Origin of the sequence: Nocardia sp. NPDC006630 (assembly GCF_040611495.1) — a bacterium.
GTDB lineage: Bacteria > Actinomycetota > Actinomycetes > Mycobacteriales > Mycobacteriaceae > Nocardia.
In genome coordinates this window covers 547,700-572,659 of sequence record NZ_JBEXOK010000001.1, presented here as the reverse complement: position 1 = coordinate 572,659, position 24,960 = coordinate 547,700, and the positions used below count along the sequence as shown (strand labels likewise).

21 protein-coding genes are annotated in these 24,960 nt (G+C 66.8%); 14 read left to right on the top strand and 7 right to left on the bottom strand.

Annotation, left to right across the window (positions count from 1 at the left end; genetic code table 11):
* Positions 1 to 2 precede the first annotated feature (2 nt).
* Positions 3 to 2,333, bottom strand: a complete 2,331-nt coding sequence (locus ABZX86_RS02585; protein ID WP_355119254.1) for a carbon starvation CstA family protein — start codon at positions 2,331 to 2,333, stop codon at positions 3 to 5.
* Positions 2,334 to 2,773: 440 nt separating this feature from the next.
* Between ABZX86_RS02585 and ABZX86_RS02580 the strand changes: the two genes are divergently transcribed.
* The 3 genes from ABZX86_RS02580 to ABZX86_RS02570 are packed head-to-tail and all read left to right on the top strand — an operon-like array spanning position 2,774 to position 5,849.
* Positions 2,774 to 4,021, top strand: a complete 1,248-nt coding sequence (locus tag ABZX86_RS02580; protein WP_355119828.1) for a sugar ABC transporter substrate-binding protein — start codon at positions 2,774 to 2,776, stop codon at positions 4,019 to 4,021.
* Complete coding sequence (locus ABZX86_RS02575; protein WP_355119252.1) at positions 4,018 to 5,016, top strand: sugar ABC transporter permease; 999 nt, start codon at positions 4,018 to 4,020, stop codon at positions 5,014 to 5,016. The genes ABZX86_RS02580 and ABZX86_RS02575 overlap by 4 nt, the downstream gene beginning before the upstream one ends.
* The gene (locus tag ABZX86_RS02570) at positions 5,013 to 5,849 is read left to right on the top strand and encodes a carbohydrate ABC transporter permease (RefSeq protein ID WP_355119250.1); all 837 of its coding nucleotides are present in this window, start codon (positions 5,013 to 5,015) and stop codon (positions 5,847 to 5,849) included. The genes ABZX86_RS02575 and ABZX86_RS02570 overlap by 4 nt, the downstream gene beginning before the upstream one ends.
* A 13-nt stretch (positions 5,850 to 5,862) precedes the next feature.
* Here ABZX86_RS02570 and ABZX86_RS02565 read toward each other — a convergent pair whose 3' ends face one another.
* Positions 5,863 to 6,831, bottom strand: coding sequence for a WYL domain-containing protein (locus ABZX86_RS02565; RefSeq protein ID WP_355119248.1), 969 nt, complete (start codon positions 6,829 to 6,831; stop codon positions 5,863 to 5,865).
* 100 nt (positions 6,832 to 6,931) lie between these two features.
* Here ABZX86_RS02565 and ABZX86_RS02560 point away from each other — a divergent pair, with 100 nt between their 5' ends.
* From ABZX86_RS02560 to ABZX86_RS02540, 5 genes are all read left to right on the top strand, one after another.
* Positions 6,932 to 7,558: a TIGR03086 family metal-binding protein gene (locus tag ABZX86_RS02560; protein WP_355119246.1), complete on the top strand. Its 627-nt coding sequence runs from the start codon at positions 6,932 to 6,934 to the stop codon at positions 7,556 to 7,558.
* A gap of 88 nt (positions 7,559 to 7,646) precedes the next feature.
* Positions 7,647 to 8,915 carry an SGNH/GDSL hydrolase family protein gene (locus ABZX86_RS02555; protein WP_355119244.1) on the top strand — a complete coding sequence of 423 codons (1,269 nt, stop codon included), beginning with the start codon at positions 7,647 to 7,649 and terminating at the stop codon, positions 8,913 to 8,915.
* 78 nt (positions 8,916 to 8,993) lie between these two features.
* Positions 8,994 to 10,073: a redox-regulated ATPase YchF gene (ychF, locus tag ABZX86_RS02550; RefSeq protein ID WP_327141993.1), complete on the top strand. Its 1,080-nt coding sequence runs from the start codon at positions 8,994 to 8,996 to the stop codon at positions 10,071 to 10,073.
* A gap of 241 nt (positions 10,074 to 10,314) precedes the next feature.
* Positions 10,315 to 10,989: a GNAT family protein gene (locus ABZX86_RS02545; protein WP_355119242.1), complete on the top strand. Its 675-nt coding sequence runs from the start codon at positions 10,315 to 10,317 to the stop codon at positions 10,987 to 10,989.
* 139 nt (positions 10,990 to 11,128) lie between these two features.
* Positions 11,129 to 11,650: a hypothetical protein gene (locus ABZX86_RS02540; RefSeq protein ID WP_355119240.1), complete on the top strand. Its 522-nt coding sequence runs from the start codon at positions 11,129 to 11,131 to the stop codon at positions 11,648 to 11,650.
* A 7-nt stretch (positions 11,651 to 11,657) separates the two neighbouring features.
* Here the strand turns inward: ABZX86_RS02540 and ABZX86_RS02535 are convergent, their stop codons facing one another.
* Positions 11,658 to 12,137: a hypothetical protein gene (locus tag ABZX86_RS02535; RefSeq protein ID WP_355119238.1), complete on the bottom strand. Its 480-nt coding sequence runs from the start codon at positions 12,135 to 12,137 to the stop codon at positions 11,658 to 11,660.
* A 148-nt stretch (positions 12,138 to 12,285) separates the two neighbouring features.
* Between ABZX86_RS02535 and ABZX86_RS02530 the strand changes: the two genes are divergently transcribed.
* The 4 genes from ABZX86_RS02530 (at position 12,286) to ABZX86_RS02515 (ending at position 19,418) form a co-directional block, all read left to right on the top strand.
* Positions 12,286 to 16,164: a BTAD domain-containing putative transcriptional regulator gene (locus ABZX86_RS02530; protein WP_355119236.1), complete on the top strand. Its 3,879-nt coding sequence runs from the start codon at positions 12,286 to 12,288 to the stop codon at positions 16,162 to 16,164.
* Between the two features lie 212 nt (positions 16,165 to 16,376).
* On the top strand, positions 16,377 to 17,033 hold the full coding sequence (locus ABZX86_RS02525) for a CHAP domain-containing protein (protein WP_355119234.1): 657 nt from the start codon (positions 16,377 to 16,379) through the stop codon (positions 17,031 to 17,033).
* 160 nt (positions 17,034 to 17,193) lie between these two features.
* Positions 17,194 to 18,405, top strand: coding sequence for a hypothetical protein (locus ABZX86_RS02520; protein ID WP_355119232.1), 1,212 nt, complete (start codon positions 17,194 to 17,196; stop codon positions 18,403 to 18,405).
* 287 nt (positions 18,406 to 18,692) lie between these two features.
* Positions 18,693 to 19,418: a DUF1906 domain-containing protein gene (locus ABZX86_RS02515; RefSeq protein WP_355119230.1), complete on the top strand. Its 726-nt coding sequence runs from the start codon at positions 18,693 to 18,695 to the stop codon at positions 19,416 to 19,418.
* A gap of 7 nt (positions 19,419 to 19,425) precedes the next feature.
* On the opposite strand, the gene ABZX86_RS02510 is transcribed toward ABZX86_RS02515, so the two are convergent.
* Together ABZX86_RS02510 and ABZX86_RS02505 are read right to left on the bottom strand one after the other, a co-directional pair.
* Complete coding sequence (locus ABZX86_RS02510) at positions 19,426 to 19,791, bottom strand: hypothetical protein (protein ID WP_355119228.1); 366 nt, start codon at positions 19,789 to 19,791, stop codon at positions 19,426 to 19,428.
* A 98-nt stretch (positions 19,792 to 19,889) separates the two neighbouring features.
* The gene (locus ABZX86_RS02505; protein WP_355119226.1) at positions 19,890 to 20,678 is read right to left on the bottom strand and encodes a hypothetical protein; all 789 of its coding nucleotides are present in this window, start codon (positions 20,676 to 20,678) and stop codon (positions 19,890 to 19,892) included.
* A gap of 275 nt (positions 20,679 to 20,953) precedes the next feature.
* Between ABZX86_RS02505 and ABZX86_RS02500 the strand changes: the two genes are divergently transcribed.
* Positions 20,954 to 22,201: a mannosyltransferase gene (locus ABZX86_RS02500; RefSeq protein ID WP_355119826.1), complete on the top strand. Its 1,248-nt coding sequence runs from the start codon at positions 20,954 to 20,956 to the stop codon at positions 22,199 to 22,201.
* On the opposite strand, the gene ABZX86_RS02495 is transcribed toward ABZX86_RS02500, so the two are convergent.
* Together ABZX86_RS02495 and ABZX86_RS02490 are read right to left on the bottom strand one after the other, a co-directional pair.
* Entirely contained in the window at positions 22,143 to 22,436 is a 294-nt protein-coding gene (locus ABZX86_RS02495; RefSeq protein WP_355119224.1) for a 4a-hydroxytetrahydrobiopterin dehydratase, read from the bottom strand. The two genes, ABZX86_RS02500 and ABZX86_RS02495, sit on opposite strands and share 59 nt — an antisense overlap.
* Positions 22,437 to 22,476: 40 nt before the next feature.
* The gene (locus ABZX86_RS02490) at positions 22,477 to 22,653 is read right to left on the bottom strand and encodes a hypothetical protein (protein WP_327141981.1); all 177 of its coding nucleotides are present in this window, start codon (positions 22,651 to 22,653) and stop codon (positions 22,477 to 22,479) included.
* 150 nt (positions 22,654 to 22,803) lie between these two features.
* Here ABZX86_RS02490 and typA point away from each other — a divergent pair, with 150 nt between their 5' ends.
* Positions 22,804 to 24,699, top strand: a complete 1,896-nt coding sequence (typA, locus tag ABZX86_RS02485; protein ID WP_355119222.1) for a translational GTPase TypA — start codon at positions 22,804 to 22,806, stop codon at positions 24,697 to 24,699.
* Positions 24,700 to 24,960: the final 261 nt, after the last annotated feature.

Here is a 24,960-nt window from a genome sequence, read left to right as displayed (position 1 = left end):
CATCAGTGTGCGTGCGCCGCGGCCCCGCTCGCACGCACCTTGCCCTGTGAGACGAGGTCGTCCCATTCCTTCTGCACTTCCTTCTCGGCCTTGGTGGCCAGGAAGGAACTCGGCCCGAAGATCTTGGACGGCTGCTCCGGCGATTCGGTGGTTTCGCCGCCGCCCTTGCGCAGCGCGCGAATGCACACCCACAGCCCGATCAGCGCCACGATCAGCACCAGCACCGCGAACACGATCGACAGCGTGCCCTGGATGAACGTATTGCGAATCGTCTTGTCCAGGTTGGAGATCTGCGTATTCAGGGCGGCGATATTCGCCACGCCCTTGGGCAGCTGGCCGGAGTCGCGCGCGGCGACATAGGCGTCGTGGGTGCGGACGGTGTTGTTGTGCAGCGTCCAGTACCCGATCTTCGGATCGCCCGAGAAGATCTTCTGGAACGACGCCGTCATGGTGACGATCAGATCCCACACCAGCGGCACCGCCGGAATCCAGGCCCATTTCACCAGGCCCTTCTTCACCACGATGGCCAGCACCACGGTCAGCGCCACGGCCGCCAGCAGCTGGTTGGAGATGCCGAAGAGCGGATAGAGCGTATTGATGCCGCCCAGCGGATCGGTGACGCCCATGAGCAGTACCGAACCCCAGGCCGCGACCACGATGGCCGAGCAGATCCAGGCGCCGGGCAGCCAGGACGGATCCTTGAAGCGCTTGGCCCCGGGCAGATTGCCCAGCGAATCCGACAGCATGAAGCGCGCCACGCGGGTGCCCGCATCGATGGTGGTGAGGATGAACAGCGCCTCGAACATGATCGCGAAGTGGTACCAGAACGCCTTCAGGCCCGACCCGCCGATGAGCTTGTGCAGCACCTCCGACATGCCGATGGCCAGCGTCGGCGCGCCACCGGTGCGGGAGACGATATTGGCCTCGTCGACCCCGGCCGCGGCCGAATTCAGATCCGCCGCCGTGATCGGATTCCCGCTCAGCCCCAGGCCGTTCACGTAGGTGGCGGCCTTGTCGGCGCTATTGCCGGTCAGGGCCGGGCTGGCATTGATGGCGAAGTACAGGTGCTGGTCGATGATGCTGGCGGTGATGATCGCCATGACCGCGACGAACGACTCCATGAGCATGCCGCCGTAGCCGATCATGCGGGCCTGCGACTGCTTCTCCAGCAGTTTCGGCGTGGTGCCCGAGGACACCAGTGCGTGAAATCCCGACAGCGCGCCACAGGCGATCGTAATGAACAGGAACGGGAACAGATTGCCCGCGAACGACGGACCGTTGCTGTTGCCCGCGAACTGCGAGATGGCGGGGGCCTTGAGCACCGGCATGGTGACCAGCACGCCCACGGCCAGCAGGGTGATGGTGCCGATCTTCATGAAGGTGGACAGATAGTCGCGCGGGGCGAGCAGCAGCCACACCGGCAGCACCGAGGCGATGAAGCCGTAGATGATCAGCATCCAGGCGATGCTGGTGCCGGACATGGTGAACCAGTCACGGCCCCAACTGGATCCGGCCACCCAGTTGCCGGAGATGATGGCCAGCAGCAGCAGTGCGAAGCCGACGAGGGAAATCTCGCCGACCTTGCCCGGCCGCACGAAGCGCAGGTACACGCCCATGAACAGGGCGATCGGAATCGTCATGGCGATGGAGAACACGCCCCACGGGCTACCGCCCTCCAGCACACCGGTTTTCGCGTTCGGGGTGGCGGCGAGCGCATTGACCACCACGATGCCGAGCACCGCGAGCAGGATCATCATGATGACCAGCACCGCCACAATGGCGGCGACGCCGCCGACCACGCCGAGCTCATCGCGGGCCATCTGCCCGAGGCTGCGGCCGCGGCGTTTCACCGAGGCCCAGAGCACCAGATAGTCCTGCACCGCACCGGCGAACACGACGCCGACAATGATCCAGATGGTGCCCGGCAGATAACCCATCTGCGCGGCCAGCACCGGACCGACCAGCGGTCCCGCGCCGGCGATGGCGGCGAAGTGGTGCCCGAAGAGCACGCGCCGGTCCATCGGCATGTAGTCGCGGCCGTTCTCCAGCTCCTCGGCCGGAGTGGCGACATCATCGCGCGGTTTGGTGATCTTCCATTCGATCAGCCGCGAGTAGAACTGGTACGCCAGCACATACGTACAGAGGGCGGCCACCACGATCCACACCGCATTGACGTCCTCGCCGCGCGCGATCGCGAGGACCGTCCAGGCGATGGCGCCGAGAACGGCGACGGCGAAGAAGATGCCCTTCTTCGCGGGGGTCATGGGCGTCCGGTCCACGACGCCGACCGGGGGGAGGTCGGGGTCTGTCCGGAGGTATTCGATGGTCGCCATGCGACAACCCTCCCGTGCGGCGTATCTGAGTACTGCGGATCTGAATGCTGTGGATCTACGTGCTGTGTATCTAAACGAAATGGGACAAACGTAGCCGACTCGGCACACCTGGGCCCCGGCTTTCTCCAGCCGTTCACCAAGTGTCGTACCGACAGGTATGGGTGGCCCGGCGGACGTGTGCGCCGGAGAACGCGGGTGACGAGATCCGGCGTGGGTCCCGCGAGTCTGCGTGTTCTCCGCGTGTCGCAGGTTGCTCTCCGTATGCTGCCATGCTGGCTCGAGACCTGCGTCACGTGGCCCCGGATCCGTGTTTCCACGACAGAGGAGACTGCGATGACTCTCGTCGGCGCCGAGCTACGCATGCTCGACACACCGTGAACAGCAACATCACTCGCCGCACCGTGCTCCGTTCGGCGGCAGCGGCAGCGCTGGCCGCGGCCATGAGCGGCTGCGATGGTGGTGACGACGACGCGGTGACCTTCTTCTTCCAGGCGCGCCCGGAGGAGGCGCGCTCGCGCTTGCAGATCATCGACGAATTCCGCAGGCGGCGACCGGATATCAAGATCCGGACGATCATGTCCGGGCCCGATCCGCTGCAGCAGATGCTCACCTACTGCGCGGGCGGCAAGTGCCCGGACGTGCTGATGTCGTGGGAGCTGCTCTACGCCGGACTCGCCGAACGCGGGGTACTGGTGGATCTGCGGGAATTCCTGAACCGTGATCCGCAGTACGCGGCGCAGCTGCACGAGGACGGGTACGCGCCGCTGCGGGACACCTTCCTGTGGCGGGGCGGGCAGTACGCCCTGCCGGAGCAATGGTCGGGGGTATTTCTCTACTACAACCGAAAACTGTTCGAGGAAGCCGGAATTCAGCCACCGGCCCGCTGGTCGGAGGCCTGGAGCTACGCCGAGTTCCTGGCGGCGGCCACCGCGCTCACCCGCCGCGATTCCGGTGGCCGCACGCAGCAGTGGGGTTTTGTGGACGCCTGGGTGCCGTACTTCTCGGCCGCCTGCTTCGGCATGAACAATGGGGCCGAATGGTTCAGCCCGCCGGTACAGCCGGTGCGGACCAATATCGGGGATCCGCGTTTCGCCGAAGGGCTGCAATTTTATGCCGACCTCGCGGTGCGGCACGGGGTGGCGCCGAGTGTCGGTGACCGGCAATCGGTTTCGGCACAGGACCTGTTCCGCAGTGGTGAGGCCGCCATGCTCATGGGCGGGCACTGGCTGTATTCGGAATTCACCGGGCACGACGGGCTCGACTTCGATGTCACCGTGCTGCCGGTCGGACCGCACGGGGGACCGGGGGCGATTACCGACGTCGGCAGTACCGGACTCGCCATCGCCGCCGCCAGCCCGCGCCGCGAACAGGCCTGGGAATTCGTGAAATTCGCGACCGGGCCGGAAGGCCAAGCTCTGATCGCGGCGTCCGGATTGTTCGTGCCGGTGCTCAAATCCGCCATGCACACCACGGGTTTCGCCGATGCCCATCGCGGCATTCGCAATCTGGAGGTGTTCACCGAGGGGCCCGCGAACTCGCGTCAAATGGCCGTCACGCCCCAGTGGGGAAAGGTGGAGGCGCTGCTCGAACGTGGCTGTAATCGGGTGCTGCGCGGTGCGGCGACCGCGGATTCGCTCGGCGGCCGGACCGCCGCCGATATCGACGCCGTCCTGCGGGCGGCGACATGAGCGGGCTCGAGCGGGGAGCGACGGGGGTGCTGAGCGGGGAGCCTGCCGCCGGAGACGAGGCGCGGCCGCCCATTGTCGAGCGCGGCCGAGGTCGCGGCCGGGCAGGTGCGACGGCGCTGGCCCGGCGGCGGGCGCGGGCCGGAGCATTGTTCATTGCGCCGAATCTCGCTGCCGTAGCCGTGTTTCTGCTGTTCCCGCTGGGCTTCTCGCTCTATCTGAGCTTCCATTCGTGGGACTTGTTCAGCGCACCGCGGTTTGCGGGTGTGGACAACTATCGACTGCTGTTCACCGCCGACCCGCTGTTCTATATCGCGCTGCGCAATACGGCGGTATTCACCGTGCTCACGCTGGTGCCGACCGTAGTGATCAGCCTCGCCATCGCTGCCCTGCTGAACCGAAAACTGGCCGGGATCGGGGTGTTCCGGACGATCGCCTTCCTGCCGCTGGTGGCCTCCACGGTGGCGATGGCGGTGGTCTTCCGCTTCATCTTCGCCAGCGATGACGGGCTGCTCAATCGCATGCTGGGCTGGATCGGCCTCGGACCGGTGCCGTGGTTGACGGATCCGGATTGGGCGCTGGTATCGCTCAGCCTGGTCACGGTGTGGAAGAGCGTGCCCTTCGCGACGGTGATTCTGCTGGCCGCCATGCAGGGTGTGCCCGAAAACCTCTACGAGGCAGCGCAAATCGACGGTGCGGGTGCGTTCCGGCGCTTCCGGTCGATTACCGTGCCGCTGATTCGCGGTGCGCTGTCCTTCGTTTTTGTCATCACGATCATCAATTCGGTGCAGGCGTTCGATCAGGCGTACGCGTTGACGGGCAGCAATGGCGGGCCGGAGACGGGCACCTACGTGCTCGGAATCATGCTGTTCCAGAACGCCTTCCGCTTCTACGAGGTCGGTTACGCCTCGGCGCTGGCCTGGGTGATATTCGCAATTCTGCTGGTGCTCACCCTGATTCAGCTGCGGCTCTCGCGGCGTGCGGAGGCGGACCTGTGAGGCGTACTCCCGGTCGTCGCGTCCTGAACGGCGCGCTGATCTACCTGGCCCTGATCGCGGTGGCCTGGTGCGCACTGCTGCCGATCCTGTGGGCCGTCTCGGCCTCGCTGAAGTCCGAGGGCGAACTGCTCGACGCGACTCCGCTGCCCGCGCATCCCCAATGGTCCAACTACGCCGATGTTTTCGACGCCATTCCGCTGGGGCGCATGCTGCTCAATACCGTCATCTACGCCGGCTGCGTGACGGCAGGTCAGGTCTTCTTCTGCTCACTGGCCGGATACGCCTTTGCCCGCCTGCGTTTTCCGGGCCGCGAGGCGCTCTTCCTCGCCTATCTGGCCACCCTCATGGTGCCGCTGACCGTCACCGTCATTCCGCAATTCCTGCTCATGCGGGCCCTCGGCTGGATGGACACCCCCTGGTCCATGATCGTTCCCGGCCTGTTCGGCAGCGCCTTCGGCACCTACCTCATGCGCCAGTTCTTCCAGACCCTGCCCACCGAACTGGAGGAGGCGGCCACCCTCGACGGCTGCACCCCCTGGCAGATCTACTGGCGCGTCCTGCTCCCGCACGCCCGCCCGGCCGTCATGGTCCTGGCCGTCCTCACCTGGATCACCGTCTGGAACGACTTCCTCTGGCCCCTGATCATGATCCAGCGCAATGAATACGCCACCGCCACCCTCGGCCTGATCCGCCTCCAGGGCCAGTACTCCACCAATTGGCCCCTCCTCATGGCCGCCGCCATCCTCCTGCTCCTGCCCCTGCTGCTCCTCTACGCGCTGGCTCAGCGCTCCTTCGTCAAGGGCATCGCCATGTCGGGCCTCGGCGGCCGCTGATCGCGGCTCCGGCCTATGCGCCGGTAGTGGTGAACGGCGGAGTTGCGGCGGTGTAGCGGTGGGCGAGGGTGCGGATGTGGTCGACGAGTTCGGGCGGGCTGTCCACGCGGAAGTCCATCATGAGCATGCTCAGGTAGATGGCTATGGTTTCCAATCTGTCTGCGCCGGTGAGCAGTTGGCAGGCGTGGGCGTCGATCGGTTCTACAACGCCGACGGTGGGGTTGATGCGGGCTATCACGGTTTCCGCGGGCTCGAGGACGGTGACTCGGGCGTGGACTTCCCAACCGGTGGAGGCGATTTCGCGGAGCACGAAGGCGGCCAGGTCGTCTGCGGGGAGGGGGCGGGGAGCGAAATGGCGAGTGGCTGGGGAAAGCTGATCGATGCGCGATACGGGCAGGGCCTGCCAGGTGTGGGTTTCCAGGCTGTAGGCGACCAGGTACCAGCGGCGCTGCCAGCTGATCAGGCGGTAGGGCTCGAGTTCGGCCTCGTCGATGTACAGGGTGGTCGTCGCGCGAATGGCGGCGGCCAGCGTGGACAGGGTGGCGGCGGGGACGGGCGCGTCGGGTTCGATGGAACCGGTGACGGCCTGGCCGATATCGGTGGCGCCGCGCAGCGCGGTCACCTTGCGCTGCAGGCGTTTCGGCATGATGCGCTCCAGCTTGGCCCAGGCCCGCGTCATGCTCTCACCGATATCGGCGATGCCGGTGGCGCCGTCCTCGGCCAGGCCCACCGCGACGGCCACCGCGACCGCTTCATCATCGTCGAGCAGCAGCGGCGGCATATTCGCGCCCTGACCCAGGCGATACCCGCCGATGGGGCCGCGTTCGGCGTGCACCGGATAGCCGAGTTCGCGCAGGCGGGCAATGTCCTGGCGCAGTGTGCGGTCGGTGACGGACAGGCGTTCGGCCAGGTCACGGCCGGTATAGGTGTGGTCCTGCAGAAGTGAGAGCAGGCGCAGCAGCCGGGTTGTGGTCGAGGTCACAGAGTGCCTTTCGCTGGGCTCTCACAATTGGGAAGAAAACCAGCCTAATTGACTCGTATCTTTATCTCAACGGATCGAAACAACCTGAGAGGCAAGAACAATGAGCACCAACTCGCAGACCGCCACCCCCGCCGCCGCCCTCGCCCCCGTCTGGCGGGATGTGCTCGCCTCCTCCTACAGCGCACTCACCACCGCGGTCGCCGGTGTCGGCGCCGACCAGTGGCAGCTGATCACCCCGTGCTCGGAGTGGACCGTCACCCAGGTCGTGCAGCACGCCGCCGCCGACCAGCTGGCCTACGCCCTGTCCCTCGGCGTCGGCGCGGGCCCGGCCTACGACCCGTTCTCGCCCTCCGGCACCGTCGACGGCACTCCGGCCGAATTGGTCGCCGCCGCAGTCGAAGAGACCGCCGCCGCCTGGGCCACCGTCACCGGTGAGGCCGAAACCGTCCCCACCCCGCTGCCGCACGGCGCGCTGCCGACCCCGGTCGCCGCCGTCATGTGCGCCCTCGACGCGGCGGTGCACGCCTGGGATATCGCCATCGCGACCGGGCAGCCGTCGCCGCTGACCGAGGAGCTGGCCGGTCACCTGCTCACCGCCGCAACGGGTCTGGTGGAACCGCTGCGCCAGTGGGGCGCCTACGCCGCGGTCGTCGAATCCGATTCCGCGAGCGCCACTCCCGTGGCCGATGAGCTGCTCGGTTACCTGGGCCGCGACCCGCGCGCCTGAACCGCCGCGATAAATCGGCCACTCAGTGCCAAGCTGGGTGCGTGCATGAACTCGGTCTTGCGGGTGCGGTCCGGTCGGCAGGAGGCCGATGAAGGCGATCCCTGTCGTGCGCATCCTCGCCGCCCTCTTCGCACTGCTGGTTGTTCTCGCCGCTGCCACCGCCGCCGCCCCGGTCTCCGCACCGGGGTGGCAGGCGGTGTGGGCGACCGGAACACAGCGGCCGGGTGACAACAGTTTCGTGCCCAACTGGTCGATGGTCGGATTCGGGAATCAATCGGTGCGCCAGGTGATTCGGGTCAGCGACGGGGGAACGCAACTGCGCGTGCGATTGTCGAACCAGTTCGGCACGAAACCCCTGCAGGTGACCGGCGCGACCGTGGCGCGCAGTGCAGGCGGCGCAGCGGTGCATCCGGATAGCCTGCGGCAGTTGCTGATCGGCTCCGAATCGGCGTTCCGAATCGCGCCGGGGACCACGGCCGTCACCGATCCGATCACCATGCCGGTCGATCCTCTGGAGCTGTTGACGGTGACGCTGTTCTTCGCCGATCCGACCGGACCAGGGACGTATCACGCACAGGTGCTGGGCACCTCGTACCTGGCCTGGGGCGACCATCGATCCGACACCGCCCCAACGGCATTCACTGTTACCTCCTCGTCCTACTACTACCTGGCGGCGGTGGAGACCCAGCAGCTGCGGCCGCGTCCCTCCGGGGTGGCGCTGCTGGGTGATTCCCTCACCGAGGGTGTCGGCTCCACCATGGACGCCCACCACACCTACCCGGAGGTACTCGCCGAAAGTCTTGTCGCACAGGGTAAACCGCGCCCGATACTCAATCTCGGCATCGGCGGCAACTGTGTGACCGCCGATTCGCAGTGGATGGGGGAGAGTGCGATATCCCGCTTCCGCCGCGACGTCCTCGACCAGCCGGGGGTCGGCGCCGTGGTGATCCTGGAGGGCATCAACGACATCTGGCTCGGCGGCGGCAATCTGGCGACCGGAGGTCCGGGCCCCGGCGTCTCGGCCGAGCAACTGATCGCGGGCTATCGGTCCCTGATCGCGCTTGCCCGCGCGGCGGGCGTACGGGCCATCGGCGCGACCATTCCGCCCGCCGCGGGTTCCACCTTCGGTGACGGTGATCGAGCCCGCTACGACGATCGTGAGGGCGTCCGCAGGGCCGTGAACGACTGGATTCGCACCTCGGGCGAATACGACGCCGTGGTGGATTCGGCTGCCGTACTCGCCGATCCGGCCGATCCCGAGCGGCTCGCCCCCGCCTTCGACAGCGGCGACCATCTGCACCTGCGAGACGCCGGATATGTGGCCCTGGCGGCAGCCGTCGCCGCGGTGCTCGACTGACCCGCGCGGGCGCGAACGGCCCGAACTGTCCGGCCCGAGTCCGTTCCGTCGGAAGTGCGCAGGTAGAGTCTTGTTCTCGTGAGTCTCACCCTCGGAATCGTCGGCCTGCCCAACGTCGGAAAATCGACGCTGTTCAATGCGTTGACCCGCAACGACGTGCTGGCGGCGAACTACCCCTTCGCCACCATCGAGCCGAACACCGGCGTCGTTTCGCTGCCCGATCCGCGGCTGGCCAAGCTCGCCGAGATCTTCCACTCCGAGCGCCAGCTCCCCGCCGTGGTGTCCTTCGTCGACATCGCCGGCATTGTGAAGGGCGCCTCCGAGGGTGCGGGCCTGGGCAATAAGTTCCTCGCCAATATTCGTGAGGCCGACGCCATCTGTCAGGTGGTGCGCGTCTTCGCCGACGACGATGTGATCCACGTCGACGGCAAGGTCGATCCGCTCGCCGATATCGAGGTCATCGAGACCGAGCTGATCCTCGCCGATATGCAGACCCTGGAGAAGGCGGTCGTCCGCCTCGACAAGGAAGCGCGCGTCAAGAAGGACCGCAAGCCGGTCGCCGACGCCGCCAAGCAGGCGCAGGAGATCCTCAATGCCGGTCGCACCCTGTTCGCGGCGCGCAAGGAACTCGATGTCGAGCTGCTGAAGGAACTTTCGCTGCTCACCATCAAGCCCTTCCTCTACGTTTTCAATGCCGACGAGGCGATCCTCACCGATGAGGCGAAGAAGGCCGAGCTCGCGGCCGCCGTCGCACCCGCCGACGCCGTCTTCCTGGACGCCAAGGTCGAATCCGAGCTCATCGAGCTGGATGAGGAATCCGCCGTCGAGCTGCTGGAATCCATCGGCCAGACCGAGCCGGGCCTGCACTCGCTGGCCCGCGCCGGTTTCCACACCCTCGGCCTGCAGACCTATCTCACCGCCGGCCCGAAAGAGTCGCGCGCCTGGACCATCCACCAGGGCGATACCGCTCCCAAGGCGGCCGGCGTCATCCACACCGACTTCGAGCGCGGCTTCATCAAGGCCGAAATCGTCGCCTTCGACGACCTCGTCGCGGCCGGTTCCATGGCCGCCGCCAAATCCGCCGGCAAGGTCCGGATGGAGGGCAAGGACTACGTCATGGCAGATGGCGACGTGGTCGAGTTCCGATTCAACGTCTAGATCGTTACCTGATCTGACGAACCCGCCTACGCGGCACGACATCCCGTAGGCGCGACACGCGTGGCGGCGAAGTAAATTTGCGCGCCGCCTGCCTTGTTGTGCGCCCGTGTTCCGCTATCGTTCATCGCACTGTTCGATGCTGCTACTGGCGCGCCTAGGCTGATTCGTCGTTTCCGGAGCACACGGCCGGTGCGGCATTGTCTGAGCGAGCCCCCGACCGTATCCGAAAGATCGAGGGAACGTGCCTGTACCCCTTTCTCTGAACGGCCGTCTGGTACGGCTGGAACCCCTTGCACCGCACCATGCTTCGGGTATATCGGAAGCAGCAGCGGGCAATCGGGACGATTTCGCGTTCACGCCTGTCCCACACGGTGTGGACGAGGCGCTGGACTATGTGGCGCAAGCGCTATCCGGGCATGCTGGCGGAACCTCGCTCGCCTTCGCCATCATCGCCGTCGCCAGTGGCCGGATACTGGGCTCCACCAGGTTCACCCGATTCGACTACTGGCAGGGGCCGATGGTGTGGCCGCTGGTGCACGGATTGCCACCGGGGGATGCCCTGATGGCAGTGCCGGACGCGGCCGAGATCGGCAATACCTGGTTGTCGCCGGAGGCGCGTGGCACCGGCATCAATCTGGAGTCCAAGATGCTGCTGCTGCAGCATGCCTTCGAGACCTGGCGGGTGCGGCGCATCACCTTCCGGGCGGATGTGCGAAATCACCGCTCGCGCTTGGCAATCGAGAGACTCGGCGCCACCAGCGACGGGGTCAGACGGGCGCATTCGCGCGGACTGGACGGCGAGGTTCGCAGTACGGCCTTCTACTCGATCCTGGAGGACGAGTGGCCGACTGTCCGGGCCACTATCGAGGGGCAGTTCAGCGCACTGCCCGTGCGCAATCGGCTCATCGACGCCTGATCGATCGTTTCGGGCGGTGCCGACGGGTGTCGGCACCGGCCGGAAAAACAACGGACCTGTCTGGAACCGACCGGTCCGGTTAACTCTGGGCGACTATACTTCTCGGCGTTGCGGTCCCTTTTTCTCGAAGGAGAAGCGCATGCCCGACCCCATGACCACCAAGGTCTATCTCTCGGACAGGCTGTCCGGTTCTCCCGCGCTGACCCTGTTCCTCGTACCCGATCCACGTGTCCCCGGCGGCGGCATGCTGCATCTGCTCGAGCAGACGCCGCTCACCGGCCGCATTCCGCGCCGCAATGCCGTTCTCGTGGACTGGCTGCAGGTGCACTGCTCACCCGCCGTCCGCACCCGATTCCGGGCCTTCGGGCCGGGTATTCACGATCCCGGCCGGGCGCGTGCCGTGCTGCACGATCACTTCATCGCCGATCCCGCCCCGATGGGCCTGGATATCGACGATCCCGCGGAAATGCTGCGGCTGGCGCTGCTACCCGAACACGATCTCGGGGCGCGGCGCATCGACGACTTCCACGATCGGGCCGTGCGCGATGCCATGCTCGCGGTCTACCGGCATTTCGGGGTGGATCGGCGCATTCCGCTCGTCTATCACGGGTTCGCCGAACCCGAGGACGGCTGGTTCGAGGAGCCCGCCGCGCAGGCCTGAGCCCGGCTCAGTTGAACGGCACCACGGTCAGCAGCGACCAGGGCCGGCGCGGAGCCTGGAAGTGGAAGGTCTGCACGTGCAGGCGGATCTCGGCGCGGGTCTCTGGCTCGTGCATGAGCAGCGTCCGCTCGCGCTCCTCGTCGGGGGCGTCCTGGTTGTGCCAGAGCCGATCCCACTCCGGTGCGCGCCGGCACAGATTGAGAATCTCCTCACGCCGTTCCGGACTGATCAGGTCCGGCGCCAGCGCTCGGAAGGTGGAGACCATGATCTGGGCCTCCGCCTCCCAGTCACCGAGGCGGTAGCGGGACATGGGTTCGAGCATGATGGCGGTCAGCAGGTTCGCGCCGGGTCCGGTGCCCGGGAAGATCGCATCGAAGGCGCTGTTCGCGGCCACCACGTCATAGGCGCCGTCATGCAGGCACGCCGGATACGGGAGGCTGTGCAGCACCGCGAGATCGGCGGGCGGAAGCCGGGAGGGGTCGGACACCCTAGGCAGTGTGCGGTACAACTCTTCGGATCCACTTCGTATCGAGTTAAGCCGGATCACAAGACTGGGTGTTACCGCAGAATTTCTGCCATATTGGACACTCGGTTTGGTTTTTGTTCGTAGTGGGTATTGGGGGTGGCTCGGCTCGATGGCGGTCACGCGAATCGGTGTGCTGGGTCCATTGCACATCAGCATCGACGATCAGCGGGTGCCACCGGGGGCGCCCATGCAGTGCGCGGTGCTCGGCAGGCTGGTCGCGGCGGGCGGGCGGGTGGTGCCCACCGACCGGCTCATCGACGATCTCTGGAGCGGCGATCCGCCGACCAAAGCCGTTGCCGCCCTGCAGGTGTACATCCACAATCTGCGCCGGGTCTTCGAGCCCGACCGGCCGCGGCGGGGTCAGTCGCGCGTCATCGTCTCCGAATCCCACGGCTACGCACTGAATCTGGAACCGGAGCAGGTGGATTCGTGGCACTTCGAACAGCTGCTGCACGGACATGAATCGGCCATGCGCGATCCGGCCGGGCGGCCCGATCCGCTGGAGCAGGTTCGCGTCCTGGACGCGGCGCTGGGCTGCTGGCACGGCAGCGCCTTCGAATCCTTCGCGGGAATGACCTGGGCCGCACAGGAAACCGCCCGCCTCGCGGCGCTGCGGCTGACCGCCGCCGAACTGCGGGCGCAGGCGGCGCTGGAGATGAACCGGCCCGCCGAAGTGGTGCTGGCGCTGCGGCCCATCTTCGAGGAGTTCCCTGGTCGCGAGGAATGCGCGCGGCTTTTGGCGCTCGCGCAGTACCGGCTCGGACAATCGCTGGACGCGCTGGCCACGGTGCGGCACAGTCGCGAATTCCTCACCCTGGAGTTCGGCGTGGATCCCGGTCCGGGACTGCGTGATCTGGAGACCGCCATCCTCACGCACTCGGTGGAAACCGATGCGCCCGCGCCGCCGATCACCGTGCGAACGGCCGAACCGGAGGCACTGCTGCCGCAGGATCCGATGCGGGACAGCGGATATGCCCAGCAGCGGGCCGGACTGCTGGCCGCCGCCGACTCGGCCGCCGCCGGACAGGTGCGGCTGGTCTGGCTCTCCGGTGAGGCAGGAGCGGGCAAGACCACGCTCGCCGCCACCATTGTCACGCAGCTGGCCGGACGGTCCTGGACCACCGTCTTCGGGCGCTGCCCCGAGGTGGAGGGCGCACCGCCCGCCTGGGCGTGGTCCGAGGTGCTCACCGGGCTCGATGCCGCCGATCCCGAAAGCTATACCGCCGCCGATGCTTTCACGCTGGCGCGGCGGGTGGTGCGCTCCTGCCGGGAACGCGCGGCCACCGGACCGGTGGCCATTGTGCTCGAGGATGTGCACGGCGCGGATACCGCCACCCTGCAGGTGCTGCGGCAGGTGGTGAACTGGCTGCGGGACCGGCCCATTCTCATCGTGGCCACCCTGCGCGGCACCGAAGCCGGTCCCGGAGTGCGGGATACCGCCGCGGCGCTCGCGCTGTTCACCGCCGATCGCATCGAACTCGACGGCCTCGATCTGGCCGGGACGCGGCGGGCCGCGGTCGCGGCCGGGCTCACCACCCTGGACGACCGCACCGTGGAACTGCTGCGCCGCCGTACCGGCGGCAATCCGCTGTTCGTCCGCGAGCTCGCGAAACTTGTTGCCGGACAGGGCAGCACCGACGGTCTGCCGGACAGCGTGCGCGATCTGCTCGGCCGGCGCATCGCACAGCTGCCGGACGAGGTGACAGAACTGCTGCGGCACATGTCGGTCTGGGGTGAGCACAGCGACGTCAATACCCTCGCCGCCTCCGCCGGCCACACCGCCGACACTGTCATCGACCTGATCGCCGCCGCTGAATCGGCGCGCCTGCTGCGCACCGAACGCAGCGGCCGCATCGCCTTCGACCACGCCCTGGTCCGCGAAACCGTCTACTACGACATCCCCGTCCTGCGCCGCGCCCGAATGCACTGGGCCGCCTTCGAACTCCTCTGTTCGCACACCCCCACCGCACCCGCCGTCACCGCCATAGACGCCCTCGCCCATTCGGCAGCCGTATCGAAAGCAATCGCGGCGCCTTCGAGTGATGGGGATTCGGCGGCTATCGCGGCGTCCTTCTCCGGCAATGCTTTTGCCGGTTCGCCGGGTGGATCGGGTGATCACGGGGCGGTGCCGGGGGATGTTATCGAGGCGCTTGCCGATGTCGTGGGAATATCGGGCGGGCGTGGGTTCTCGCCCGGGGATGTGGTCGAGGCGTTCGCGGGTGTGGTGGGCGAATCGGCGGATGGGTCGACTGCCTCGGAATCGCTGTCCAGCAATGTCATCGAGGCGCTGAATATTGCTCTGGAGACGCCGGGGGAGGGAGATGCTGCGCGAATAGCGCTGTCCGGCAATGCAATTTATGCCGGAGCGGCCGGTAGTTCGCGACCGGCGGCCGCTCGCACGGCGATCGATGCGCTCGTTCATGCGTCGCCCGCGGCCGCGCCGGCGTCGCCCGTGGCGGATATCGACGCGCTCGCGCATCATGCCTCGCTCGGGGCGAATGCCGAAACTGCCTCGCGTGCACTGGTATTCGTGCGGGCGGCGGCGCGGCGATGTGTGGAGCGGCGGATGCGGGCCGATGCGGTGCGGCGGTGGCGTTCGGTGCTGGCGCTGCACGATATGGCGGGCCATAGCGCGGACACGGCGGCTCGGGCCGATCGGGTCGCGCTGTTGGAGGCGCGCTGTGAGCTGGTGACGGCGCTCGCCTACGACGGGCAGCACATCGCTGCTCGCGCCGCCCGGGAGCAGGCCCTGGATCTTGCCGAATCACTCGGTGGCACAGAGTTTCTGGCGCGTGCCGCGACCTGCTGGCCGACACCGCTGATCTGGTCGGTGCACGATTGGCACACCCCCGATCCGCGTCTTCGGGAACCGCTGCGCATTACGCTGGCGGACCCGCGCCTGCCGGTGTCCACGCGCGTTCGGATCCAGGTCAATACGGTTTTCGACCGGGCGCTCGAGGATATCGCGGCCACCGGTGCCGCCGCCGCGGCGGCCAGTGCGCTGGCCGCTCCCAGTGCCGATCCGGAACTGCTCTGTACGGTGCTGAACGCGCAGGCGTTCGCGGCCTTCGCGCGCAAGGGTTTTCTGCGCGCCGACGATCTCAGACGCCATGCGACCCGCATGCTCCGCATCGCGACCGAGGCCGAACTCACCGAGTTCCGCGCGCTCGCGCACTATCTGCTCTTCCGCGCCACCCTCGCCGACGCCGACCTGGTCGCCGCCGCCGAACATGCCCGCAGTGCGGGCGAATACGCCACCGACGGCCAGCTCCGCCATCTGCTCGACGCCCTCGCGCCCTTCGATATGGTGCTGGAACTGTTGCGCGGCAATACCGAAGGCGTGGCGCTCATGCTCGCCGTCGAACCGGCGGCCGCCGATGCGATCGTGGCGCATTCGGCCGAGGGCGCGGCCGAACCGTCCCGTGAGCCCAATGCCCTGCACATCGGCATTGCCATCTCGCTGGCGTGGGCGCGTAATGACATGTCCGAGTTCGTCGACGAGCTGCGCGAGCGGGCGGTGATCAAACCCGAACTGTTCGTCTACGGTTACGCGCTCGCCCTGCTGCACTCCGGCCAGGAGGAGGAGGCGCGGAGTGTGCTCCGCGAATCTCCGCCGCTCGCCCCGCAGTTCTGGACCACCTTCACCTCGGTGCGGGCGCGCCTGGCCATCGGCCTCGCCGATCGGGATTGGGCGCACGAGCTGTACGACCAGCTGCTGCCCTACGCCGGCACGATCGCCGGACTGGAGAGCGGCGCCACCGTGCTGGGACCGATGGATCTCACGCTGGCCGAACTGGCCGAATTCCTCGGCGACCCGGAACGTGCTGCCGCGCACCGCATCGCCGCGGTCCGGCTGCGGGAGCGCATCACCCTGGACCTCGCCCTGCTCGACGAACGTGCCGCCCCCAGCCGCGTTCCGGTGCGCACCCACCAGGTCCGGGAAGTCTCACTGAGCCAGTCCTGCCGTGTCCCGGACCCCTCCGACTGACCCGCAGCCGGGCCGCTCCCGCTGATTGCCTTGTGGCTCGGCTCGGTGACCTGAGCGCACTGCGGCACCACCCGCGGCCGGTGTCGGCGGTGCTCGGATGGGTGCGGCGTGCGGATTTCGTGGAGATCCTGTGGAGACGGGAACCGGTGATCATCGCGGGACGTCGAATATGTAGTGGCCGAATACCGGCCGGGATGCTGGGGAGGATCCGCATGACGTTGCACGGCGAAGAAGCGTTGCACGACGAACAACAGCTGCAGGGCGAACGAGCGAGTCGTAGCAGCCGGGGGAGGGTGCGCTGGCTGGTGCTGGTCGTGGTGCTCGCGGTGCTGGCGACCGGTGGTGTGGTGGGAGTTCGCTGGTGGCAAGCACATTCGAACGATCGCGCGCTGGCCGGGAAGCGCCTGCAGGAGTTCCCGGCGGTCGACCGCACCGGTCTCGATGACTTCCAGCTGCGAGTCCTGGATGTGGCTAAGCGCGAATACGGGCAGCAGCACGACGGCACCACCTACTCCGAGGGCATCAAGGAGGCATGGTGCGCGGACTTCGTCAGCTGGGTCATGCGGGACGCCGGGCAGCCGCTGGAGAATCCGAATTCCGGGTCCTGGCGAATTCCCGGCGTCGCCACCCTGGAGCAGTTCTACCGCGAACAGCACCGTTTCGAAGAGCCGGGATATCAGCCACATCCGGGTGATGTGGTGATGTACGCGCCCGGAAGCGCGTTCGGCCAGCACACGAATATTGTGATCTCCGCTGTCGCGGGCACGCTGACCACGGTGGGAGGCAATGAATTCGGCCGAATCAGCATTCATGAATTCCGTCCGGCCGACGTACCCGGCGTGGTCGGGTACGGCAGATTGGGAACATAGCAGTTCCACATTATTGAAAAGCTGGCGCGGGAGGGTGGGACTTGCTGGTACTTCCGCCTACCATGGTTGTCGGCGGCGCCCGGCAGCGTCGCCGATTGATCCCTGCCCTGCTGCCCCCTCATCGGCAGGGCAGGGATCCCCGCCCGACGAAAGTAGCTGGATGACGCCGTCCGACGAGCCGATGTGGATCGATTACGCCGAATTCGGCGAACGTTTCGTAGCGGCGGCGGTAACGGAATCCCGGATCGAAGCGGCGGTTTCCGGTATCGCCGGCCGCGGTATCACCATCGGCCCGTTCTCCATCGGGCCCGCCGGTCTGGCGCGCTTCGTGGCCAAGGGCAGCGTCGGGAAACCCACCGTTATTCGCCGCGGTCCGCAGGTGCACTTCGATGTGGCGCTGCCGGTGAAGCTCCGGGTGGACGTCACGCTCGGCGGGCAGCGGCTGCGCCTGGAGGCGGTGGTCGACATCGACCTGAAGCTGCACGCCCGCACCGCCGACCCGCTGCTCATCGTCATCGATATTCCGCCGGTCACCAGTCGCGATGTCAGCTTCGTCATGCGGGCGCAGGCCGTCGGCGCGGCCTGGGAACTGCTGCTCGATCCCATTGCCAAGCTGGTGCAGCGCGAGGTCGCCAATCGGATCAACGGCATTCTCGACGATCCGGATTCGCAGCGCGGGCGCACCTTCGATGTGGAAGCCATCCTCAACAGCAGTAAATCGCCGTATCGCGGGCGGCCGACCCATGAATGGATCGGCTACGACGAATTCGGGCATCGCTTCTTCGAGCGCATCGTGACCGCCGACCGGGTGCGGGAGGTGGTCGAATCGCTGGCGGGCAAACCCATCGAGGTCGGCCCGCTGCGCACCGGGCCGGGCAACAAGGCGCAGGTGACCGTGCGCGGTACGGTGCGACTACCCAGGGTCGTGGCGTCGACGCATCTCGCCGCGGCCCCGAAACCCGAGCCCGTCATCGCCGAATTGCCCAGTCTCGCAGAGGTTTCGGAGCCGGAGCTGGTCGGAGCCGACACCAAGGATCTGGTGACCTTCGATCTGATGATCCCGGTGAGTCTCGACATCACCGTGGATGTGCTGCAGTCCAATCGCTATCGCGCCGAGGTGCAGGTGCCCGTGGCCCTCACCGCTCGTGCCGCTGATCCGCTGCTGATCATTATCGACGCCGCGCCGCCCGCCGCCGAGGACATCGAGCTCGAGTTCAAGGCGAAGGGGCTGCGGGCCGCCGCGCTCGGCAAGCTCGCGGGTATTCGCAAACAGATCGCGATCCAGGTGGCTTCCGTGGTGCGCACCGAGGTGGCGGATGTTTCCCGCCGCACCATCGATGTGACGGCGCGTCTCGACGGCACTCGCGTCTGATCGACCCGGGGTTCGATCGACCCGGGGGCTTGATCGATGAAAATCCTGTTCGTCCGTTTTAGGACTTGTGGGATTGTTGGTGCTTATGGGCCCTGTGAGCCTGGAGATTCCCCTGTGAATATGGTGGAATGAGGGCACGTTCAGGGCTCCCGGCGCGCAGATGATCTTCGGACCATCGGGGAAGGTGCGCCGGGCACGCCGCAATAGTTCTACCGGTCACGGGCAATTTTTCGGTTTTGCACCGTCATCGGCATGTTCGATCAGCGAGTGTGCGAAGGAGTTCCGCGATGCGTTCCCTCCATGTCAACCGCCGGGCTTTCCTACTCGGGGGCGCGGCAATCGCCACCGGTATCTCCGCCGGATTGACACTGCCCGCCCCCAATGCCGCTGCCCGGCAACAACTCGGCACCCTGCTCGATTACGCGGGCGGCGTGCCCGATGCCGGCGCCATCAGCGCCGACGGGCATATGGGTGTCATCCGCTACGTCTCCGATCGCCGGCCCGGCGCGGAGTGGATGGCCGGAAAGCCCTTGCTGGCGCGCGAAGTCGACGCGCTGTCCGCGGCCGGACTCTCGGTCGTGTCCTGCTACCAGTTCGGCAAGGGGCCTACCGCCGACTGGCGCGGCGGCCTGGCGGCCGGCATCCAGCACGCCACCCGCGGGCTGGTGCTGCACAAGGCGGCGGGTGGTCCCGATACCGCCCCCATCTACGCCTCCATCGACGACAACCCCAGCGATGAGGATTTCGACAATCTCATCGAGCCGTATCTGCGCGGCTGGGAAACCGTCATCGGACACGAGCGGACCGGTGTGTACGCGAACTCGCCGACCATCGACTCCATCCGCGGCGCGGGCCTGGGTTCCTACTTCTGGCAACACAATTGGGGCTCGCCCAAGGGCTACGTGCACCCCGATGCGCACCTGCACCAGTTCGAGATCGACAAGCGCTCGGTCAGCGGCATCGGGGTGGACGTGAACGCGGTGCTCGCGCCGCAGTACGGCCAGTGGTGGTAATTCCCGGTTAGGTCTGGCAGTGGCAGGTGGGATCGTCACGCAGGTCCGGCTCGTCCGGTACCACCCGCAGCGTGAGGTGCCGGTCCCGGATTTCGTCGTCGTCGCCCTGTGAAAAGGCCTGGCGGTTGCCCTGCCAGGAGAACAGCGACCAGCGCGACAATCCGGAGAACGCCGAACCGATACTTCCGAAGGATGCGGACGAGATCAGGGATCCGAACGATCCCGCCGATCCGATCGACAGCACCGATCCCACACTGCCGATGGACAGGATCGAATACGCCGATCCAATGGACAGGATCGATCCTTCCGAACGAATCGACAGGATCGATCGGCGCGATTTCAGACTCCCCAGGGGAGCGTTCACAGCGGCCATACCTAGCGGTCTACCACACTGATCCACCCCCGGAAATGATTTCGCCCCTGTTCCGGACCGCGGTTCGCGGAATGGAACAGGGGCGGAATTCTCGGCAATCAGACGGTGAAGAATCCGACCGTCGGCAGGAACGAGCAGCTGATCGGCTGGGTCTCGGGATCGGCCTGGGTGGTCAGCGAGCCGGAGACCACGGCGACAACACGACCGGCACCGGTATTGACGATGGCGGACAGTGTGGCCGGTCCGCCCGGATTGATCTTGGCCTCGTCGGTCAGGTTCTGCACGCCGCTCTGGCGGGTGTCCAGATTCAGCCACTGCACGGTCATCGGCGGATTCTGAATCGCGCTGGGGCTCTTGGTGCCCAGGGCGGTGAAGACGAATCCGGCCTGACCGGCGGCGGGTCCGGGCGGCGGCAGCGTGGCCGGGCCGGGCACGGCGAGCGCGGTGCCCACCGAGTCGGCGCCGGAGCCGATGCAGCCCTTACCGATTGTCGGCCACAGGAACTGGGCGATGACCGGACCGTCCTGCGGCAGGTCGGGGCCGCCACCGCCGCTGCCGTCGAGGAAGGTGATGATCGAGTTCAGCGTGGTCTTGATCTGCGGCGGCAGGTTCAGACCGGCCAGAATCTGCTTGGCCTGATCGAGGATTGCGGTCTGCGGACCGGGCGCCGCGATATCGGCCGGACCGGTGGCCGCTCCGATGATGGCCGGGATCAGCGAGGCCAGTGCGTCGACCGAAACCCCTTCCGGGACCATCGGAATCGTCGCGGTGGCCTGCTGGGGTGCCGGTGCGGGTTTGGCGAACGCGGTGTTCGGCACGGCAACAGTGGCGCAGGCCGCCAGGGCCAGCGCTGAAATTGCGAATCGCGATCCTCGGGTGCGAAGCACTGGTGTAGCCGTCCTTACCTTCGGGTACATCAAGCAGCGATGGAGACATCGCTCCGCGCCACTCTAGGGACCGTGCTGCCCGGTTGTACAGCCACGGTGTGATCTTGCTGTCCGCTATTCGGCAACGCTATCGAACGTCCGACCAGAAATGGTGTTACTGGTGGGGTCAGTGATGCGAATGTTACAGCAGAGGGTGTGCGTTTCCCGGCACATTTCCTTCTGGGACTAGTCTTGTCGTCGCCCGCACGCCCACCGGTGAAGCCCGACCGGAAACCCTGCCGCCCGAGCTGAAAGTCTGTGCCGTGAATCGACACTTCCGCCTGGCCGTAGCGGCACTGGTGCTTTCGGTGCTGGCCCGTCTGGCCTGGGTGCTGCTGCTCCCGAACGGTATGAATTTCGTCGACCTGCATGTCTATATGGACGGGTCGGCCGGCCTCGGCAGCGGCACTCTGTACGACTACACCGACGCCAGCAAAACCCCGGATTTCCCGCTGCCCTTCACGTATCCGCCGTTCGCCGCGCTGGTGTTCTATCCGCTGCACTTCCTGCCGTTCACGCTGGTGGCCCTCGCCTGGCTGTTGGCGACCATGGCGGCGCTGTACGGGGTGGTGTGGATCGCGCTGGAATTGATCCTCGGGAAAGAGGCGCTGCGCGAACAGCATTGGCGCACGGCGGCGGTCGCGTGGACGGCGGTCGGCCTATGGCTGGAACCGGTGCGCACCACGCTCGACTACGGCCAGGTCAATGTCTTCCTGGTCCTGCTCGCCATGTTGGCGGTGCGCAGTACCCGCTGGTGGGTGTCGGGCACGCTGATCGGCGTCGCGGCCGGGGTGAAACTGACGCCCGCCGTCACCGGGCTGTACTTCCTGACGCAGCGGCGCTGGCTCACGGCGGTGTGGTCGGCGATCGTTTTCGCCGGGACCGTCGGCCTGACCTTCTTGATCTCGCCCGGCGAGACCCGGAAGTACTTCGGCGAGTTGCTCGGCGACGCCACCCGGATCGGCCCGGTCGCCACGGCGTCGAACCAATCGCTGCGCGGATCGCTCAGCCGCATCCTCGGTCACGATGTGCAGACCGGGCCGCTGTGGATCGCGGCCGTGCTGGTGACCGCAGTGCTCGCGGTGCTGGCCTGGCGTGCACTGGGCTCCGGTGACCGCCTGGGCACGCTCATCATCGTGCAGTTCTTCGGCTTGCTGGCCTCGCCGATTTCCTGGTCACACCATTGGATCTGGTTGATTCCGACCATTCTGTGGCTGTGCTACGGCCCGCTGCGCGCGGCCGCGGGCGCGCGCATCCTGGCCGGATACTGGTTGGTCGTCACGCTGATCGGGGTGCCGTGGGTGCTCATGTTCTTCCAGCCCACCATCTGGACCATCTCCCGGCCGGGCATCCTGTCCTGGCTCGGCACGGTGTACACGGCCGGTGTACTGGTGTTCTACCTCTGGGTGATTCGGGTGGGCCGGATCAGCCCTGCCGATGCAGTCGATCGATCTCGTGCGCAAGAGCCACATCCAGCGCGGTGAGGCCCTTGGCGTCATGGGTGGAGAGTGTGAAAGTGACTCGCCGCCAACGGATGTCGATATCCGGATGATGATTCGCGGCTTCGGCGGCGACGGCGACGCGGCGCACCAGTTCGATACCGGCCAGGAACGAGGCGGCCTCGACCGTGCGGGCGATGGTGTCCCCGGTGCGGGTCCAGCCGGGCAGATCGGTGAGGGCCTTGGTGATCTCTTCTTCGGACAGCGGCGCGGGGCTCATGGTTCCGGTGTACTCCCGGTTGCGCTGCCGCGCTCGGGTTTCAGGCCGCGCGGGCGGCTTTGAGACCCTTCTTGAGCTCCTTGCCGCAGCATCCCGCGGCCTCGAGCTTCTTCATGCGCATGATGACGACAGGGCATTTCACGCACCGCGTCTTCTTGCGGCAGCATTTCTTCTTCGGCTTCAGACGTGAAACGTCCTTCGCCTTCACCTTGCCCATGTTGGTTAGCTTAACCTAAGTCGGGCGGGTTAAACGTGTGACTTCGGCGAACGGTAATGTATAGCTCGCCGCATGCCCGGTGGAATCTCGAGTTTCCCCATGCATGACCCGCCGGGTCGGGCCAACCCTTTGCACCAGGAGGAATCTAACGTGTCGTCTGTCGAGTTCCGTAACGTCGCCATTGTGGCGCACGTCGACCACGGCAAGACAACACTGGTCGACGCCATGCTGCGTCAGTCCGGCGTGTTTGCCGAACGCGCCGAGCTGGTCGACCGGGTGATGGACTCCGGTGATCTGGAGCGCGAGAAGGGCATCACCATTCTCGCCAAGAACACCGCGGTGCACAGGCATAACGCCGATGGTTCGCTCACTGTCATCAATGTGATCGACACCCCCGGCCACGCCGACTTCGGTGGCGAGGTCGAGCGCGGTCTGTCCATGGTCGACGGTGTTGTGCTGCTGGTGGACGCGTCCGAGGGCCCGCTGCCGCAGACCCGCTTCGTCCTGCGCAAGGCGCTCGCCGCCTCGCTGCCGGTGATCCTGGTGGTCAACAAGACCGACCGCCCCGACGCCCGTATCGAAGAGGTCGTCGAGGAGAGCCACGACCTGCTGCTGGACCTGGCCTCCGATCTGGACGACGAGGCCTCCGAGGCCGCCGAGCTGGCGCTGGATCTGCCGGTCGTCTACGCCTCCGGCCGTGAGGGCAAGGCCTCGACCACCCGCCCCGAGAACGGCCAGGCCCCCGGCGTGGACAATCTCGACGAGCTGTTCGACGTGCTCATGAAGCACGTCCCCGCCCCCAAGGGCGATAAGGACGCGGCGCTGCAGGCGCACGTGACCAACCTCGACGCCTCCCCGTTCCTCGGCCGTATCGGCCTGGTTCGCATCTACAGCGGCACCCTGCGCAAGGGTTCGAACGTGGCGTGGATGACCCCCGAGGGCACCAAGACCGTCAAGATCACCGAGCTGCTGCAGACCATCGGCGTCGAGCGCAAGCCCGGCGAGGAGGCCATCGCCGGTGACATCGTCGCCATCGCGGGCATCCCGGACATCATGATCGGCGACACCCTCGCCGATGTGGACAACCCGGTTGCGTTGCCGCGCATCACCGTTGACGAGCCGGCCATCTCGGTGACCATCGGCACCAATACCTCGCCGCTGGTCGGCAGAGTGTCGGGCCACAAGCTCACCGCCCGTCAGGTGAAGGCGCGCCTGGACCAGGAACTGGTCGGCAATGTCTCGCTGCGCGTGCTCGACATCGGCCGCCCGGACGCCTGGGAGGTGCAGGGTCGTGGTGAGCTCGCGCTGGCCATCCTGGTCGAGCAGATGCGCCGCGAAGGCTTCGAGTTGACCGTCGGCAAGCCGCAGGTGGTCACCAAGACCGTCGACGGCAAGATCCACGAGCCCTTCGAAGAACTGACCGTCGACTGCCCGGACGAGTACCTGGGCGCCGTCACGCAGCTGCTGGCCGCCCGCAAGGGCAAGATGGTGCAGATGAGCAACCACTCCGCCGGTTGGGTGCGGATGGAGTTCATCGTGCCGTCGCGTGGCCTGATCGGTTTCCGCACCGACTTCCTCACCGACACCCGCGGTACCGGTATCGCCAATGCCGTGTTCGACGGTTACGCGCCGTGGGCCGGCGAGATCCGCGCCCGCCACACCGGTTCGCTGGTGTCCGACCGCGCCGGTTCGGTCACCCCGTTCGCCATGATCCAGCTGTCCGATCGCGGCCAGTTCTTCGTGGAGCCGGGCGCCGACACCTACGAGGGCATGGTCGTGGGCATCAACCCGCGCGCCGAGGATCTCGACATCAATGTCACCCGTGAGAAGAAGCTGACCAATATGCGGTCCGCCACGGCTGATGTGTTCGAGACCCTGGCCAAGCCGCTGCACCTGGATCTGGAAGCGGCCATGGAGTTCTGCACCGACGACGAGTGTGTCGAGGTGACACCCGAGGTCGTCCGCGTCCGCAAGGTCGTCCTCGGCGCCACCGAGCGTGGCCGCGAGCTGTCTCGCAAGAAGGCCCGCGACCGCGGCGCGCAATAGTATTTGCCTCCGCTCCGCTCCGGCGGGTTCGCGGCCCTGTTACCCCGTTCTTCCCTCCCTCCGCCCGCCGCTTCGCGGCATCGCTCCGCTCAGTCCAGAACGGGGCGGGCCGCGAACTTGGGGCGGGGGGATTTTGGGCGTTCGGGGGAGGGCCAGATCTCTGGTGGGGTCGGTGGACAGGTGGAGAGAAGTGGGTCCAGTAGAGTGCCGAACGTGAAGACGGGGCCCCGGGTGCGCGCATCGTTGCGGGCGGTGTTGGTG